At 37.8% G+C, this 17,493-nt stretch carries 21 protein-coding genes; 20 read left to right on the top strand and 1 reads right to left on the bottom strand.

Going from position 1 to position 17,493, the window contains the following annotated elements:
- The first annotated feature begins 7 nt into the window (after positions 1 to 7).
- From HCB45_RS05460 to HCB45_RS05445, 4 genes are all read left to right on the top strand, one after another.
- Positions 8 to 736 (top strand): glucosamine-6-phosphate deaminase, encoded by a 729-nt coding sequence (locus HCB45_RS05460; RefSeq protein WP_185318311.1) that lies wholly within the window; start codon positions 8 to 10, stop codon positions 734 to 736.
- Positions 736 to 1,689, top strand: coding sequence for an aldo/keto reductase (locus HCB45_RS05455; RefSeq protein WP_185607633.1), 954 nt, complete (start codon positions 736 to 738; stop codon positions 1,687 to 1,689). Before HCB45_RS05460 ends, HCB45_RS05455 begins: the two co-directional genes overlap by 1 nt.
- A 17-nt stretch (positions 1,690 to 1,706) precedes the next feature.
- The gene (locus tag HCB45_RS05450) at positions 1,707 to 2,474 is read left to right on the top strand and encodes a sugar phosphate isomerase/epimerase family protein (protein WP_185318313.1); all 768 of its coding nucleotides are present in this window, start codon (positions 1,707 to 1,709) and stop codon (positions 2,472 to 2,474) included.
- A 117-nt stretch (positions 2,475 to 2,591) separates the two neighbouring features.
- Positions 2,592 to 3,980, top strand: coding sequence for a collagen binding domain-containing protein (locus HCB45_RS05445; protein ID WP_185318314.1), 1,389 nt, complete (start codon positions 2,592 to 2,594; stop codon positions 3,978 to 3,980).
- A gap of 42 nt (positions 3,981 to 4,022) precedes the next feature.
- On the opposite strand, the gene HCB45_RS05440 is transcribed toward HCB45_RS05445, so the two are convergent.
- Positions 4,023 to 4,499 carry a hypothetical protein gene (locus tag HCB45_RS05440; protein WP_185319001.1) on the bottom strand — a complete coding sequence of 159 codons (477 nt, stop codon included), beginning with the start codon at positions 4,497 to 4,499 and terminating at the stop codon, positions 4,023 to 4,025.
- A gap of 132 nt (positions 4,500 to 4,631) precedes the next feature.
- Between HCB45_RS05440 and HCB45_RS05435 the strand changes: the two genes are divergently transcribed.
- The 16 genes from HCB45_RS05435 (at position 4,632) to HCB45_RS05360 (ending at position 17,466) form a co-directional block, all read left to right on the top strand.
- Complete coding sequence (locus HCB45_RS05435; RefSeq protein WP_185318315.1) at positions 4,632 to 5,114, top strand: PH domain-containing protein; 483 nt, start codon at positions 4,632 to 4,634, stop codon at positions 5,112 to 5,114.
- The gene (locus tag HCB45_RS05430; protein WP_185619140.1) at positions 5,107 to 6,591 is read left to right on the top strand and encodes a PH domain-containing protein; all 1,485 of its coding nucleotides are present in this window, start codon (positions 5,107 to 5,109) and stop codon (positions 6,589 to 6,591) included. Before HCB45_RS05435 ends, HCB45_RS05430 begins: the two co-directional genes overlap by 8 nt.
- A gap of 146 nt (positions 6,592 to 6,737) precedes the next feature.
- Positions 6,738 to 8,117, top strand: coding sequence for a protoporphyrinogen oxidase (gene hemG / locus HCB45_RS05425; protein WP_185619138.1), 1,380 nt, complete (start codon positions 6,738 to 6,740; stop codon positions 8,115 to 8,117).
- 1 nt (position 8,118) lies between these two features.
- Positions 8,119 to 8,475 (top strand): holo-ACP synthase, encoded by a 357-nt coding sequence (acpS, locus tag HCB45_RS05420; RefSeq protein WP_185318318.1) that lies wholly within the window; start codon positions 8,119 to 8,121, stop codon positions 8,473 to 8,475.
- Between the two features lie 18 nt (positions 8,476 to 8,493).
- A complete protein-coding gene (gene alr, locus HCB45_RS05415) occupies positions 8,494 to 9,600 on the top strand; it encodes an alanine racemase (RefSeq protein WP_185619136.1) in 1,107 nt (368 codons plus the stop codon).
- Between the two features lie 205 nt (positions 9,601 to 9,805).
- On the top strand, positions 9,806 to 10,084 hold the full coding sequence (locus HCB45_RS05410) for a CopG family ribbon-helix-helix protein (RefSeq protein ID WP_003761302.1): 279 nt from the start codon (positions 9,806 to 9,808) through the stop codon (positions 10,082 to 10,084).
- A gap of 3 nt (positions 10,085 to 10,087) precedes the next feature.
- Complete coding sequence (locus HCB45_RS05405) at positions 10,088 to 10,435, top strand: type II toxin-antitoxin system PemK/MazF family toxin (RefSeq protein WP_010990666.1); 348 nt, start codon at positions 10,088 to 10,090, stop codon at positions 10,433 to 10,435.
- A gap of 251 nt (positions 10,436 to 10,686) precedes the next feature.
- Positions 10,687 to 11,523, top strand: a complete 837-nt coding sequence (gene rsbRA / locus HCB45_RS05400) for an RsbT co-antagonist protein RsbRA (RefSeq protein WP_185318320.1) — start codon at positions 10,687 to 10,689, stop codon at positions 11,521 to 11,523.
- A gap of 5 nt (positions 11,524 to 11,528) precedes the next feature.
- Positions 11,529 to 11,885, top strand: a complete 357-nt coding sequence (rsbS, locus tag HCB45_RS05395; RefSeq protein WP_003721457.1) for an RsbT antagonist protein RsbS — start codon at positions 11,529 to 11,531, stop codon at positions 11,883 to 11,885.
- A gap of 2 nt (positions 11,886 to 11,887) precedes the next feature.
- Entirely contained in the window at positions 11,888 to 12,298 is a 411-nt protein-coding gene (locus HCB45_RS05390) for an anti-sigma regulatory factor (protein ID WP_010990667.1), read from the top strand.
- A 16-nt stretch (positions 12,299 to 12,314) separates the two neighbouring features.
- Entirely contained in the window at positions 12,315 to 13,319 is a 1,005-nt protein-coding gene (locus HCB45_RS05385) for a PP2C family protein-serine/threonine phosphatase (RefSeq protein ID WP_185318321.1), read from the top strand.
- 149 nt (positions 13,320 to 13,468) lie between these two features.
- Positions 13,469 to 13,813: an anti sigma b factor antagonist RsbV gene (gene rsbV / locus HCB45_RS05380; protein ID WP_185318322.1), complete on the top strand. Its 345-nt coding sequence runs from the start codon at positions 13,469 to 13,471 to the stop codon at positions 13,811 to 13,813.
- On the top strand, positions 13,797 to 14,270 hold the full coding sequence (gene rsbW / locus HCB45_RS05375; protein ID WP_185318323.1) for an anti-sigma B factor RsbW: 474 nt from the start codon (positions 13,797 to 13,799) through the stop codon (positions 14,268 to 14,270). The genes rsbV and rsbW overlap by 17 nt, the downstream gene beginning before the upstream one ends.
- Positions 14,248 to 15,027: an RNA polymerase sigma factor SigB gene (gene sigB / locus HCB45_RS05370; RefSeq protein WP_003761316.1), complete on the top strand. Its 780-nt coding sequence runs from the start codon at positions 14,248 to 14,250 to the stop codon at positions 15,025 to 15,027. Before rsbW ends, sigB begins: the two co-directional genes overlap by 23 nt.
- The gene (locus HCB45_RS05365) at positions 15,028 to 15,627 is read left to right on the top strand and encodes a PP2C family serine/threonine-protein phosphatase (RefSeq protein WP_185318324.1); all 600 of its coding nucleotides are present in this window, start codon (positions 15,028 to 15,030) and stop codon (positions 15,625 to 15,627) included.
- Between the two features lie 204 nt (positions 15,628 to 15,831).
- Complete coding sequence (locus tag HCB45_RS05360) at positions 15,832 to 17,466, top strand: SulP family inorganic anion transporter (protein ID WP_185619134.1); 1,635 nt, start codon at positions 15,832 to 15,834, stop codon at positions 17,464 to 17,466.
- Positions 17,467 to 17,493: the final 27 nt, after the last annotated feature.

Below are 17,493 nucleotides of genomic sequence, written 5' to 3'. Positions count from 1 at the left end.
TTTAAAAATGAAACTACTTATTAACGAAAATGAGCAACTTGTGGCGAAAACAGTGAGCCAAAAAATCATTGAATTGGTAAAAGAAAAACCAGCCAGCTTAATTTGTATCGCTGGCGGGGATACGCCTCTATTAACCATAGAAGCACTTATTAAAGCTAATCAAGCGGACGAAGTAGATTTTAGTGAGACACAATTTGTTGGCTTGGATGAATGGGTTGGTCTTGGACGAGAAACAAAAGGTAGTTGTATCCAAACATTATATGATGCATTTTTTGACCGTCTCGAGAATGTTTCTAATGAGCAAATTTGCTTTTTTGATGGAAAAGCGACTGATTTAACAGCCGAATGTGCTCGTGTGGACCAGTTTATTGAAACGCGTGGTGGGATAGATTTTATTTTGTTAGGAATCGGTCTAAACGGACATATCGGCTTTAATGAACCATTTGTACCTGTAGATGTGAACTGCCATGTGGTAGAACTAGACGATGTAACAAAACGCGTAATGAGCAAATATTTCGATACAGCTTTGCCATTAACCCACGGGATTTCTCTTGGTATGCAACAAATCTTAGCTGCGAAAGAAATTTATTTAGTGGCAACCGGAGAGAAAAAGGTAGACATCGTGAAACAAGTAGTGGAAAAAGCCCCCACTGTAGCAATTCCGGCAACTCTAGTAAAAGAAGCAAATACCACTCTTGTAGTCGACAAAATTGCCGCAAGTGGGGTGAAATCATAATGGAAAAAATTATCGTAGAAGGCAGAAAAGATGGACGAAAAATCGAGATAGCATGCTCTAATTTAGTGATGGGGGCTGGAGACTTTTTACGTGCAGATAATATGGATTTTGCGGGTCCGGTGCTGGATCAGTATTTTGAATTGGGCGGAAATATTTTTGATACGGCGCGTCATTATCGCTATAGTGAAAAAGCGATTGGCACCTGGATGAAAGCGCGAGGAAATCGAGAGAGCATCATTATCCAAACGAAAGGCGGTCATCCAGTACGAGAAGCAAGTAAGGTACCTCGCGTTACGGCGGAAGCAATTCATGAAGACATTTCCGTTAGTTTAGATACATTACAAACTGATCATGTTGAATTATTCGCACTTCATCGTGATAATCCGGAAGTCGAAGTGGGGCCTATCATGGAAGCGATGCATCAAGAAGTGGAAGAAGGCCGGGTTTATGCCATTGGACTTTCTAACTGGGAGTTGCCGCGTATTATCGAAGCAAATGAATATATAGTCAGTCACGGCTTAACGCCACTAAGCTTTAACAGTCCTAATTTCAGCTTGGCAAAAGTGAATCGACCGCGCTGGGAAAATTGCGTTTCAGCAAATGAAGCTATGGTTCGTTGGCATGAGGAAACTGGATTGCCGCTATTTTCCTGGTCATCACAAGCTGGTGGATTTTTCTCAGGAAGATTTACGAAAGAAGACACAAGTGACACGGAAATGGTCGAAGTTTATTATAGTGAGGCGAACTGGGAAAGATACAGCCGCGCCAAACAACTAGCTAAACAAAAAGGTTGCACACCTATCCAAATTTCGCTCGCTTATGTCCTAACGCAATCATTCCCAACAGCTGCAGTCATCGGTCCAGAAAATGCCACTGAACTTCAGTCTTCTGTTTCGGCAGCGAAAATCGAGTTAACACAAGCAGAAATAGATTGGCTTGATTTAAAGGCATAAGGAAAGGCGGAGAGAAAATGGATATAAAAGAAAAAATTGCAGTCCAACTTTATTCTGTAAGAAAAGAAATGGAGCGGGACTTAGAAGGAACGCTCCGGAAAATTCGAGAAATCGGCTTTCAATATGTACAACTTGATGGTATGCGTGGCAATAAACCATCAGAGGTTTTACGATTACTTCAAAAGTATGAGCTAAAAGTAATTGGTATGCACATTAAGCACAATCGTTTTATGAATGACTTGGATGGAATTATTGAAGAAGCCTATTACTTTGGTTGTAAAACCATTTTTGATAAATATATCGAAGAAGAAGACCAAACAACTGCAGGTTACACTCGAACAAAAGAAACGCTAATTGCCACTGCGGAAAAGTTACACGCACTTGGTTTTCGCATCGGACTTCATAATCCAGAATACGATTTTAATGCATGCATCAATGGACGCAGAGTGATGGATTACATGACGGATCCAGTTAATGGTGTTTGTATCTATGCAGAACCTGATACTTATTGGATTCGCGCAGCTGGACATGAGGAAACAGAATTTATTAAACGTTATAGTGGCCGTGCGCCAATTATTCATATGAAAGATTTTGTGAGCGGTTTTGATTTAAAAGATATGGATAATAATTTAGTGGAAATAGGACAAGGTGAAGTAGATTTTCGTGCTATTATAAATTGGGGCGAAGAAAACGGAGTCGAGTACTATTGCATTGAGCAAGATAAATCCAGAAGAGACATGTTCGAAACATTAAATACAAGTTATCAGTATTTATTAGAGTTGTAAACAAAAAAACGTCAGAACTGTTCTGGCGTTTTTTTGTAGAGAAAAATCTATGTACGGTTTTTAACAAGCAAGTTGTGGGAACTAGAAAGATAGATGTTTTAAGGGGGAATGAAATAAATGAAAAGAAGATGGCTGATTTTTGCAATCATATTTTTAATTGTAAGTGGCTTTTTAAGTCCAAAAGCTGAAGCTGCAACAGATTACGGGAGCAGTTTTTTTACTAAAGTATCTTTACAAAATCAAAACGGGGAACAGACAACAAACTTTAAAGAAAACAGCAGGGTACGAGTGGGATATGATTTTGTTATTACACAACCGGTTAAAAGTGGAGAGACGATGACACTCACTATCCCTAATCAGCTGAAATTAATTAATTTTGGTGGTTTTCCGCTCATGGATACGCATGGGAACACTATTGCTAATGCAACAATTGATCCAGCAACAGGAACGATTACATTAACTTTTACTGACTATGTAAATACACATACTGATTTAAGTGGTAGCCTTTATTATAACGCAACATTTAACAGCAAAAATATACAAACGGATCAAGTAAATCCAATTTCTTTTCCTGTGAAAAATACGACCCAAACGATAAATGCTTTTATTAGCAAAGTAAATACTGGCGGTGGAACCGGTTCGCCAACTATCGTCTTTAAACAAGGAAGAATGGATAGTAAAGACACAAGTATCTTACATTGGACTGTTACTTTAAACAATTCGCTGACACCTATTGACAATGCAGTCTATACGGACACACTCGGTTCAGGGCAAAATCTGCTTGGAAGCGCAACAATCAAATACCGTGATGCGAATAAAAAAGTCATAACTACTAATATCCAACCAATCGCTCTGGATGTTGACCGCAATTTTGAATTATCTATTGGAACATTAAATAATCAATCCGTCGTCATTACTTATGATACGAAAATAACAACGAAACAAAAAAGCTATACGAATAAAGCGACACTATTTGGTGATAACCTAGACGCTGTGTCAAGAAACGCAACTGTTAATGATTACGGAAGTGGTGGACAAGGAACAGGAACGCCACCAGCGCCCCCGGTCAAAGAAGAACCACCATTTATACCAGCTGAAAAGCAGCCAATTGAAAAAACAGTCCAAACAGATTTTGGACCACTTGAAATCGTTAAAGATTCTGAACAAAATGGCAAAATCAAAGTCATTTATAAAGTGAAAGATGGCGATACGTTACCAGGAGTAGCTAATAAGTTCGATGTCACTGTAGCAGAAATTAAAGACTGGAACAACCTTACTTCTGATACGTTACAGGCTGGCCAAAAATTACAATTAACGATTGAAAAAACACTCTTATCAAAAATTACTGTTCCACCAGTGCAAAAAGTGACTAGTACAACAAGAGTCGACGGTGTCGTAAACGCAACAGGGACTTTACCTCATACTGGAGATTCGAGCCCACTTATCCCATTTGTAACAGGCTTAAGCATAATAGCGCTTGGTTTTACATTTGGGCGTAAGAATTAAAGAAAAGGAAGCACTTATTTTATTTAAAGTGCTTCCTTTTTATTATAATAAATGCCCATTTTTTCGATGCGTCACTTGTTGGTTTTTAGAATGATTATGAAACGATTTAGAATCTTTCTTTGGTTTTTCTGGAAGGTTAATCGTAATTGTTTTGCTTTCAATTGTTCCATTTGCCATAGTTGCTGTAATTGTAACTAAATTATTGCCGGGTTGTAGATTTTCTAATGTGAATTGGTGGTTTTCGGTCCTATCAGGAATATTTTGGGTTTGATTATTTGTTCTAGCAGTGATGGTTGCAGATTCCTCTGTAACAAACATTAATTCCGCACTGTTTTTTGTTGTTTCGATATAAGGATTTTGAATGGAATAAGTCAAAAACATATCCATTAATTCGCTCGTGGTTGCGGTTGTATAAGTGATGCTTGTTGCTTCTTTTTGCGCATGGGCAATTTCCGGAAGCCAGTTTAAAGTTAGCGACAAAAGCGCAATTATTAATAGAATATAACTTTTTTTCCTCATCATTCTCACCTCTTCTTTTTTCATTATAAAAAAGAAATATGAACAAATTATGAATAAAACATGATAGATTTAAAAAATCGCTACCAATTTGGATGGTTTTAACGTAAGATAAAAGAAAAAAGGAGTAGAGTAATGGAACTTGAAAATTTAGAAAAGAAATTGCCAGAGAAAATTAAAACAGTGTGGCGGCAAACAGAAGGAATTGCTATTTTTACTTTTTTCATTTGTTCAGTAACGGCAGCAATTATTTTGTATTATGCAGGAGCTTCGGTGTGGTGGAGCGCAATTGGCTTTGGTTTGACCGCTCTTTATGCGGCTTTCATTTACTTATTCATTATTCCGTTTCGTTTTGCGCGGTGGAGCTATCAAATTAAACCAGACGAAATGGAAATTCAGCATGGTATTATTTTTAGAAGTCGTGTGTTAATTCCGATGATTCGGATTCAACATGTGGAGACAGAGCAAGGTCCATTACTTAGAAGACAAAAATTGGTTTCCTTATCGATTACAACCGCTGCAAAAACACATAAGATTGAAGCGGTAAACGAGTCCGAGTCAGATGAGCTTAGACATCATATCCTTGAACTTGTGAAGGTGGCGAAAGAAGATGTTTGAAGAAAGACGCCTCCACCCAATCGCCCTAATTAAAGAAATAATCACAAATATAAGGCGAAATATTGTTCCTATCGTCGTCGGTTTGTTTTCTGTTTTTCGCGCGATTAATAGTAACGGTTATTTGCCGGAATGGGCTGTATATTTAATCATTGTCATCGTTATATTGCTCATTTTGACCCCCGCGGTTTTAAAATATTTAACATACAAATACACTCTTGAAGACCAAGGGGTTCGTATTAAATACGGTTTGATTTTCCGAAAAAATACATACATACCATATGAACGCATTCAAACCGTCCAAAAGAAACAATGGTTTTTCTTTATCCCATTTAATGTCTGCCAAATTTTAATCGAAACAGCTGGTGGTAATGGAAAAGCAGAAGCCGATTTAGTCGCCGTTCCTGTTGGTGTAGTTGACGAATTGAAAGATTTACGCGACGGGAAAAAAGCAGCCATACAAGATGAAGTGAAAGAAACGGAAGAGCCTGAGGTAGAAGTAGTTGAGACGGAAGAAGCACCAGAAAAAACGGTGATGTTACAAACGAAACAACTCATATTAATGGCCGTAACGTCAGGTGGGGTTTTCGGAACACTCCTAATCGTCCTAGCGTTCATGCAACAATTCCGCGAAGTTATTCCGACAGATTGGATGGAAGCTCAAGCAGAACAATTATGGAAAATGGGAATAATCGTACTAATTATCTTAATCGTTTTGATTCTCTTAGTATTATGGGGCATCTCGATTGTTACGACCCTTTTCAAATATTTCCAATTCAAACTAATGAAATACCCCAATTCCCTTGTCGTGGAAAAAGGCTTATTAGAGCGAAACCATACAACTATATCGCTTGCCCGGATTCAGGGAATTACCATCATCGAATCACCGCTGCGACAAATGCTCGGCTTAGTTGCGGTCAAAGTTACTACTGCTGGTAACTCAGGCGATGAAAAACTATCCGGAGACATTTTGCTTTTGCCAATCATGAAAAAAGAGTTGGCCTTAAAAACGTTAAAAGACATACTACCAGATTATTTATTTGAAATAGAAGAAATGGAACGCCCTCCAAAAGCTAGTTTGCGTAGATTTTTACAGATTTACTTAATCTGGACAATTATCCCGACTGCTGTAGCAAGTATCTTATTTTTTCCGCTCGGTTTAATTAGTATTATTTTGCCAATTTTAGCTGGGGTAAAAGCGATAGCCAGCTACCGCGCGACTGGAGTTTTCACTGATAAGCGCACACTCATTGTTCAATCGCGTCCTATTTTTTCCAAGTTAACCCATATTATCCGCAAAGAACGAATCCAAGGTTTAAGCTTGAGACAAAGCATTTGGATGGAAAAAGGTGGGTCAAGACACTTAAATGTCTGGCTGAAATCAGGCAGTACAAGTGCCGAGGCTTATGTTCGCTATATCAATCAAGATTTGGCTATTAAAGTTTATAACTGGTATAGCCCATCAAAAACATTGAATTAAAAAGAATATGCTATTTCCAAAAGCATGCTGAACAGAGCAACTGCACTTTTGGAAGTGGCTGTTCTTTTATTTTTTGTTCAATTATCCGGAAATCTGGTAAAATAGAAAGAATAAACGAATAGTAGATAGAGAGGATTGGTTAAGTAGTGAAACATATAGTCATTATCGGAGGCGGCTTATCGGGGCTTGCAGCAGCTTATGAACTACAAAAAACACATCCGAATTATACGTGGGAATTAGTTGAAAAAGACGAAAAATTTGGCGGGAAATTTGAAACGGTTAAACGAGACGGATTTATAATTGAAAAAGGTCCAGATTCCTTTTTAGCTAGAAAGCCAGCTGGAGTAGGCTTAGTGAAGGACTTAGGGCTCGAAGATAAACTAATTGCCAATGCGACAGGAAGGTCTTATATTTATCATCAAAAAGCACTTCATCCAATTCCAGAAGGTTCTGTGATGGGAATTCCAACTGATAAAGAAGCACTTCTAGCTAGCACACTTATCTCTGAAATAGGCAAAGCGCGCGCACTCCAAGAACCAACAATCGCACCAAATAATCAAGAAACAGATCAGCCACTTGGTGAATTCTTTGAAGCACGTTTCGGTAAGGAATTAGTGAAAACAATCATTGAACCTCTTTTATCAGGAATTTACGCAGGTGATATATACAAAATGAGTTTGCGCGCTACATTTCCGCAATTTGAACAAACCGTTAAAAAATATGGTAATCTGATGGATGGTTTGAAGGAGAGTGGTATGCAAACAACTGGCACAAAAGGAACAATTGGCGCCTTTCGAACGTTAGAAGGAGGCTTAGACCGTTTACCACAAGCGATTGCTGACGCTCTGCCAACTGAAAACTTGCATACAGCAAAACAAGCAACACAAATCACGAAAAAAAATACTTCTTATGAAATTTCTTTTGCTGATGGAGATAAAAAAGAAGCAGATGGTGTAATTATTGCAGCAACACATGATGCGCTGATTCATTTGTTAGCAGAAACAACCACAGCACCTTTTGCAGGACAACCACTAACGACACTCGCGACCGTTTCGTTAGCTTACGACGAAAAAGATGTACCAATTTTGCCGGATGGAACAGGTTATTTAGTTGCTCGAACCGCGCCGTATAAAACAACTGCTTGTACTTGGGTGCAAAAAAAATGGCCTCACATGGTACCAAAAGATAAAATGTTATTACGTGGCTTTGTTGGTAAAGCTGGTGAATCTTGGCTAGAGCAAGCAAGTGATGAAGCAATCGTAACTGCTGTACTAACGGACTATGCGGAAATAATGGACCTACATGCCGCACCACTTTTTTATGAAGTAAGTCGAATGAAATCAGCTATGCCGCAGTATTTAGTAGATCACCAAGACCGTCTTAAACAATTGAAAAAAAACATCCAGACAGACTATCCAGGTGTTTATTTTGCAGGTATGAGTTACGAAGGTGTGGGGATTCCTGACTGTATAGCTGGAGCACAAACTGCTGTTACTGAATTAGCAGATTTTTTAGAAGAGGTGTAACATGATAAAAGGAATTGGACTTGATATGATTGATTTAGACCGTGTAAAGCAAGCGGTCGAAAAGAACCCACGTTTTATCGAACGTATCTTAACAGAAAAAGAAGCTAAGCAATATGAAAAATACGAAGGTAGCCGTAAAATTGAGTTTTTAGCAGGACGTTTCGCAGCGAAAGAAGCTTATGCGAAAGCTAATGGAACTGGATTTGGTAAACATTTAAGTTTTACTGATGTAGAAATTTTACAAGTAGAAGATGGGCGACCTCACGTAACGATGCCAATAAAACAAGGAGAAACTGTTTTTGTGAGCATTACCCATACAGCCAGATCAGCCGCAGCTCAAGTGATAATTGAACAATAGAAAGGAAAGTGAACGATAGTGGTAACAGGCTGGCACCGTCCGACATGGATTGAAATTGACCGCGCAGCAATTCGCGAAAATATAAAAAATGAGCAAAGTAGATTACCAGATAATGTAGCACTATGGGCCGTTGTAAAAGCGAATGCTTACGGTCATGGCATTATTGAAACAGCCAATATAGCGAAAGAAGCAGGAGCAAAAGGTTTTTGTGTCGCTATTTTAGATGAAGCTCTTGCATTAAGAGAAGCTGGGTTTCGAAATGAATTTATTCTCGTCTTAGGGGCAACTAGAAAAGAAGACGCCAATCTTGCTGCTAAAAATAATATCTCGGTTACTGTTTTTAGAGAAGATTGGTTGGATGATTTAACTTTAGATGCACCACTCCGGATTCATTTAAAAGTAGATAGTGGCATGGGGCGTCTTGGTATTCGTAGTAGAGAAGAAGCACAGCGAATCGAAACAACCATAGCGTTAAATCATCAAATGATTTTTGAGGGTATTTATACGCATTTTGCGACAGCTGATCAATTAGAAACAAGTTATTTTGAACAACAGTTAGCAAAATTTCAAGCTGTTTTAAGAAGTTTAACAGCACGTCCGACATTTGTTCATACAGCAAATTCAGCAGCTTCATTGCTACAACCGCAAATTGATTTCGACGCTATTCGCTTTGGCATTTCGATGTATGGTTTAACACCTTCCACAGAAATTAAAAGTAGTTTACCCTTTGAACTTAAGCCAGCACTTGCACTTTATACGGAAATGGTTCATGTAAAAGAACTTGCACCAGGCGATAGTGTTAGCTACGGTGCAACTTATACAGCTACCGAAAAAGAATGGATCGCCACGTTACCGATTGGTTATGCAGATGGACTTATTCGCCATTACAGCGGTTTTCATGTTTTAGTAGAAGGAGAGTTGGCACCAATTATCGGAAGGATTTGTATGGATCAAACTATCATAAAACTTCCTCGTGAATTTCAAACTGGTTCAAAAGTAACGATAATTGGAACAGATAAAGGCAATAAAGTAACAGCAGATGATGCGGCAGAATATTTAGGCACAATTAATTATGAAGTTACTTGTTTATTAACTGAGCGAATACCAAGGAAATACATCAATTAGAAGGTAATATTCGTGCTTTTTTTAAGAGAAACGTTTATAATCTAACATATGAAACTTTATAGCTATATATAGGACTTAAGGGAGTTCCTTAGCTAAAACTGTAACATTCTTAACAATAAAATGCGAAATAACTCTTTTCTTCATGGCGTGATAATGGTACGATATAGTTGTTACTTACAGGTACGAGGCTTTGGGGGTGTGACACGTGTTAGAGAAAGAAAAGCGGATGATAATATCCGTAGAACTGACACAGGAAATGGTACAAGAACTCGACGTAGTTGTAGAAAAAGAAAAAATGGGGCGGAGTGAAGTTATAATGGAAGCAACGCAACAATTTTTACAGGAGAAAAGAGCTCGTGAATTAAGAGATGAGATGGAACGCGGCTATGCGGAAATGGCAACAATTAATTTCGCTATCGCGTGCGAGTGTACTCATGTCGAAGCAGAAGCAGAAGACAGGAATATTAGTATTTTAGGAGGTTAATGGCTGATGGTGAAGCGTGGTGACGTTTACTACGCGGACCTTTCCCCCGTGGTCGGAAGCGAACAAGGGGGAATAAGGCCTGTTCTCATCATTCAAAATGATATTGGTAATAGATTCAGTCCAACTGTGATTGTGGCAGCAATAACTGCAAAAATTCAAAAAGCGAAGTTGCCAACACATGTGGAAGCTACTCGTAAAGACGGCTTTGAAAGAGATTCTGTCATTCTATTAGAACAAATTAGAACGATTGATAAACAACGCCTGACAGACAAAATTACACATTTGGACGAGGAATTAATGGCCAAGGTAAATCAGGCACTTGAAGTCAGTCTAGGAGTAGTAGAATTCTAAACCATCCTAATGAAATAACATATAATGATGAATGCAGGACAAATGGTCTGACGTAAAAAAGATATTTAATACATAAGAAAATAATTAACTAATCTAGCTAAGTAGAAAGGGCATCAGAAACCTACAAACAACGCGTAATTAACCTATTCGCTAAATTTGTTTCTAATGTCTTTTTTTAAAGAATAGTTAATCAAACCGCATAATAATAGAGAAAATTTTGTTAATAATGGAGAAAGGTTGGAAAATAACTGATGTATAAAGATTTTGCAAACTTCATCCGTACAAATAAAAAAGACTTACTAAATAATTGGATGAATGAAATGGAGAACCAATCGGATCCGCTTATTAATGACATCGCTCAAGAACCGATGTACGAAGAAACAAGCAAAGAATTCGTGGATTTGATTGTATCGAATATTACTGAAAATGGTTCGAAGTTTAATGAAAAACTAGATGATTTTGCAGAAAAAGTGGTCCACTTAGGTTGGCCAATTCATTTTGTCACCACAGGCCTGCGTGTTTTCGGGCTTTTAGTATATACAGCAATGAGAGATGAAGATCTATTCTTAAAAAGAGAAGAAAAACCAGAAGATGATGCCTATTATCGCTTTGAAACATGGCTTTCCTCCATGTATAACAAAGTGGTCACTGCCTACGCGGATACGTGGGAAAAGACAGTTTCTATCCAAAAAAGTGCTTTACAGGAATTATCTGCACCACTTTTACCAATATTTGAAAAAATTTCTGTAATGCCTTTAATTGGAACGATTGACACAGAAAGAGCGAAGTTAATCATAGAAAATTTATTAATAGGTGTGGTAAAAAATCGGTCAGAAGTGGTTTTGATTGATATTACGGGAGTTCCTGTTGTTGATACAATGGTTGCGCACCATATTATTCAAGCGTCTGAGGCAGTTAGACTTGTTGGTTGTCAGGCAATGCTTGTAGGTATTAGACCAGAAATCGCGCAAACTATCGTTAACTTAGGAATTGAATTAGATCAAATTATCACGACCAACACAATGAAAAAAGGCATGGAGCGTGCGCTAGCCTTGACGAACAGAGAGATAGTAGAAAAAGAGGGGTGAATACTGTGGGGATACCAATCTTAAAGTTAGGTGAATGTTTATTAATTTCTATCCAGAGTGAATTAGATGATCATACTGCGGTAGAATTCCAAGAAGATTTACTTGCAAAAATCCATGAAACGTCGGCCAGAGGAGTAGTCATTGATATAACTTCGATCGATTTTATTGATTCTTTTATTGCAAAAATTCTTGGAGATGTAGTAAGTATGTCTAAACTGATGGGTGCAAAAGTGGTTGTAACTGGGATACAGCCAGCAGTTGCGATTACACTAATTGAACTCGGAATTACGTTTAGTGGAGTGCTTTCGGCGATGGATCTTGAAAGTGGTCTGGAAAAACTTAAACAGGAATTGGGGGAATGAACATGACATTCCAATCCTGTGTAAAGATAATTAATGAATGGGACATTGTGGCTGCACGACAACTAGGTAGAAAAATATCCAAAGAAATTGGCTTTGGAACAGTTGACCAAGCACGAATAACAACAGCCATTAGTGAACTAGCAAGAAATATTTTCCTTTATGCTGGACGAGGAGAAATCTGCATCGAAAAAGTGAGCGAATCCGGTAAACAAGGAATGATAATTGTGGCCAAAGATAAAGGTCCAGGAATTGTAGATATTAGAAAAGTAATGCAAGATGGTTATACAACATCTGGCGGTCTTGGAGCAGGTCTTCCAGGAGTCAAACGTTTAATGGACAGTTTTGATATTGAATCCAGCATTGAAGGCGACACAAGAGGAACGGTAATCACAACAACGAAATGGGTTCGGTAAGGAGCGCTAGGAAAAAATGGAAAAAGCTTTTGAAGGAAAATACCGTGATATTCTTATTCAATATTTAGAACACCAAGATGAAGAAATTCTTTATACTTGCGAAAAATTATCCAGAGAAGCTATGGAAGAGCGCGTATCACCAGAAGAAATTGTCCATTTACATCGCTCGGTTCTTGAACTTTACGGAAAAGAGTTACCAGATTTTGTACGATTATCATTTGACGTTTTACTTGAAATAATGGTGGGTTACGGCTTAGCTTATATGGAACATCTGAGTCTAAGAACAGAACAAAAAGCATTACGTAGTGAAATTGCTCAAGCCGAGGATATGCAAAAAACCTTAATGAAAACAGAAGTGCCAGAACACGATGCACTTGATTTTGGCGTGATAAGTGTCGCAGCAAGGCAAATGAGTGGTGACTACTATAGCTTTACAGAAGAAGGCGATAAACAGATAGGTATTGCACTCGCTGACGTTATTGGTAAAGGAATCCCAGCTGCATTTAGTATCTCGATGATAAAATATGCTTTAGCAGGGATGACTGGTGACGATAGAAAGCCATCCATCGTTCTAGAAACACTGAATCAAGTAGCGGAAGAAAACATTAATGATAACATGTTTATCACGATGTTTTATGGGCTTTATCATGAAGATACGCATTTGTTTGAATATGGTTCTGCTGGACATGAACTAGGTTTATATTACCAACATAAAGAAAACAGCTTTTCTGATTTATATGCCAAAGGTTTACCCCTCGGTGTAGATTCAAATGCTGTTTATCGTCAATTTGATAAGAAAATTGAAGTTGGTGATGCTATTTTTATTATGTCAGATGGTGTGACTGAAACTAGAACAGCAAATGGATTTATCGAACGAGATGAATTAACAGAAATTATAGCAGCGCATATTTCATTATCAGCTGAAAAAATGGTACACGCAATTTATGATCAATTAGTCAAAATGCAAAACTTTGAATTGCATGATGACTTTACACTTATTTGTATTAAACGAACTAAATAGGTTCAAAGTAAAGACGTACCTCATTCTTTAGAGAGCATTTACTGGTGAGTAAACGTATTTAAAGAGTGGAGCGTTTTTATTTTTGAATGTTTTAATTTTATTTGTTAGGGTAAAATCGACAGTATACTTAAATTAGATGGGGTGAAGTGATGAATATTAGTATAGAAATAAAAGAACGTGATACTGACCACATAGACATATTTGTTGCTGGGGAGATTGATGCTTATACAGCGCCAAAGGTAAAAGAAGCACTTGAAGTGTATCAAGTAAAAGAGGGTATTATACTTAGAATCGACTTAACAGAAGTTACTTATATGGATAGTACTGGCTTAGGTGTATTCGTAGGGGCTTTTAAAAGCTTACGACAACGCCAAAGTGAACTCGTCTTGTTTGGTTTAAGCGACCGACTTTTCCGATTGTTTGAAATCACAGGATTGTCAGATATCATTGAAATCAAAAATGTAGAGGGTGAAATGAATGGCAACAATGCATGACAAAATTATTTTACAACTTCCTGCCAAGCCTGAATATGTTAGTTTAGGTAGACTTTCATTATCAGGGATTGCAAGTCGCGCAGGTTTTTCTTACGAAGCAATTGAAGATTTGAAAATAGCTGTAAGTGAAGCCATCACTAATTCCGTAAAACATGCATTTAAAGGTGAAGAAGATGGTGAAATTACAGTAGAATATCATATTTATGAAGACAAATTAGAAGTTCGTGTTTCTGATAACGGAACAAGCTTCGACCTAGAAACCCGTAAACAAGAAATTGGTCCTTATGAAGTGGGGGAAGATGCGGAGATGATGCGTATCGGAGGGCTAGGTTTATTTTTAATTGAAACATTAATGGATGACGTGAAACTTTATTACGATGAAGGGGTTTCTGTCGTAATGACCAAATATATTAATGAAAAGCAGGTGGAGGAGAATGCCAAAAGTATCTCAACCTGATAAAGAAGCAAAAGAAAAAGTGTATATTTGGATTGCCGCTTATCAAGAAAACGGTGACGAAGATGCTCAGTATAATTTAGTCGTTCATTATAAAAATTTAGTAGAATCAATTGCCCGCAAATATTCCCAAGGTAAATCTTTTCACGAAGATTTAGTTCAAGTTGGAAATATCGGCTTGCTTGGTGCTATTAGACGTTATGACGCGACTTTTGGGAAAAGCTTTGAAGCATTTGCTGTGCCGACAATTGTTGGTGAAATTAAACGTTTTTTACGTGATAAAACATGGAGCGTTCATGTACCGCGTCGAATTAAAGAATTAGGTCCAAAAATTAAGAATGCTGTGGAAGAGTTAACAAGAGAACTACAAAGCTCACCGCAAATTAGCGATATTGCAGATTTTATCGGTGTCACGGAAGAAGAAGTTTTAGAAGCGATGGAAATGGGGAAAAGTTACCAAGCACTTTCTGTAGATCATTCGATTGAAGCTGATTCGGATGGAAGTACGATTACGTTACTTGATGTTGTTGGTGGTACGGATGATGGGTTTGAACGTGTAAATCAACGTATGCTTTTAGAAAAAGTTCTCCCTGTTTTGGATGAGCGAGAACAGAAGATATTGCAATATACATTCATTGAAAATCGTAGTCAAAAAGAAACCGGCGAACTACTCGATATATCACAAATGCATGTGTCTAGAATCCAACGTCAAGCTATTAAAAAACTTCGAGAGGCGTTGCAGAATGAGGAAGTGGAGTAAATGAACAAGGCGGTTGAATCAAATAATTTATTTGTATTTCAACGTTCTAAAGCATTACAACAATACTGCGGGGATGTTTATTTTACCCATGAAGACAAAAATGGTTTTTTGTATGTTCTTTCTGATGGGCTTGGAAGTGGACTGGAAGCGAATAGAGCTGCCAAAGCGACGGTTGATGCTATAAAGGAAGACATACATGCAGATATTACTGATATGCTTGAAAAAGCTAACCAGGCTGTTTCAGGACTTCGTGGTGCTGCAATAGCAATTATTAAAGGTGATTACTTAACGAAGACACTTTATTATACTGGTATGGGCAATATCCGCTTTTATATGATTGGCATAGAAGATAAGCTTATTTTTCCGCTTTCTGGCTCTGGCTTTTTATCCGGAAGAAAGCAGAAGTATCGGTTGCAATCTTATAAATACAAACCAGGCAGTAAGTTTTTGATGCATTCAGATGGGCTTGTTCTTTCTCGCGTTCGAAAAAGCCTAGAATCACCACTTTGTGTAGTGAAAATCGGGCATTTAATCGAACGAAATATATTAGACATTCCAACAGATGATGTTACTTTCATGATTGGCAAATTTCCAGAATAACAAAAGCATCTTTTAAACTAGCAATGGTTTAAAAGGTGTTTTTTCGTATTGTGTAGGAGAACTTAGTTAATTTATGGTATATTAGAGTAGAGCGCTAGTTTTTTATACTTCATCATGTGATGAAAATCACTTAGTAAGCGTGAAGCAATCTTGCTTTGCGTTTTTTCGCGCGGATTAAAATATAAGTAAGAGAGAAGGAGCAAATTGAAGAAAGTTTGGTTGAATAGTGTAAAAGGTTATACGTGGGCAAGGTTTAGGAAAGATTTGCTTGCGGGTATTATTGTGGGCATTATTGCTTTACCACTGGCGATGTCATTTGCGATTGCTTCAGGAGTAAAGCCGGAATATGGTATTTATTCAAGTTTCGTAGCCGGAATTATTGTCGCTATTTTTGGAGGATCTAGATTTCAAATAGCTGGACCGACCGGAGCATTTATCCCTGTATTACTCGGAATCGTCTTAACTTATGGTTATCAGGATTTACTTGTTGCTGGAATGATGGCTGGGGTTTTACTTTGTTTAATGGGGATTTTCAAACTAGGAACGTTAATTAAATTTATTCCGCGCCCGGTAACTATCGGTTTTACAGCAGGGATTGCTGTAACAATTTTTATGGGGCAAGTGGGGAATTTCCTTGGATTAACTGGAATGGAAAAGCATGAATCATTTATAGCAAATATGAAAGAGATCTGGCTACACTTAGATTCATGGAATTTCTATAGCGTGTTAATTTCCTGTATTTGTATGTTTGTATTATTTCTTTTTCCAAAAATTTTACCAAGGATTCCAGCGCCACTTATTGGTCTTGTAATTACGACCGGGATTGCAATGCTATTTTTCCGGGATGCGCTTCCAACAATTGGTTCGGCGTATGGAGATATTCCGAGTACTTTTCCGCCGTTTGAATTTCCTGATATGACATTTGCGAATATGAGTAAACTAATTGGACCGGCTTTTGTTATTGCAATGCTTGGCGGGATTGAATCGCTTCTTTCTGCTGTTGTTGCAGATGGAATGACGAATACAAAACATAATAGTAATCGTGAATTAATTGGGCAGGGTATCGCGAATATTGTCACACCGATGTTTGGTGGTATTCCAGCAACTGGCGCAATTGCAAGAACAGCAACTAATATTAATAATGGTGCGACAAGTCGCGTTTCTGGTGTGATTCATGGGATTTTCGTGTTACTGACTTTACTTGTACTTGCTCCAGTAGCTGTTAACATTCCTATTGCTGCAATGGCGCCAATTTTAATGTTAGTTGCCTGGAATATGAGCGAACGAAAAACTTTTCAGCATATTATTAAACTAAAATCGGGTGATACTTTAGTACTCATTATTACTTTTTTATTAACTGTTTTTGCTAGTTTAACAGTAGCTGTTGAAGTGGGATTATTGCTTGCAGTTGTTTTATTCGCTAAACAAATGGGCAGCTCGATACAAATCGAAGAAATCGAACCAGAAGGCGCCGAAATTGCTCCTCATTTACACGAAAAAATTAGTGTTTTTACGATTCGTGGGCCACTTTTCTTTGGAGCAGCGCAGATTTTTCAACAAAATATTATGAAAGCCATCCACGTTAAACCGGAATTTCTAATTTTAAGGATGGGAAAAGTGCCGATTATTGATGCGACTGCGGAAGGTTATTTCCACCAAATTGAAAAAGAATTTTCGAAGCAGGGCGGCCAAATTTTGATTGCTGGATTAACTGATAAAGCGAAAGAAAGTTTAAAAGATAGTGGACTTTACGACCGAATTGGCGAAGACCACTTCTTTTTCCATACCGAAGATGCGATCCATTATGCGGAAAATGCTTTAAATAAGCTTGACAGATAGCTTTTGTCAGTTGAAACGTAATTATGT

Origin of the sequence: Listeria farberi, from assembly GCF_014229245.1 — a bacterium.
GTDB classification, from domain to species: domain Bacteria; phylum Bacillota; class Bacilli; order Lactobacillales; family Listeriaceae; genus Listeria; species Listeria farberi.
This window is presented reverse-complemented; position numbering and strand designations above follow the sequence as displayed.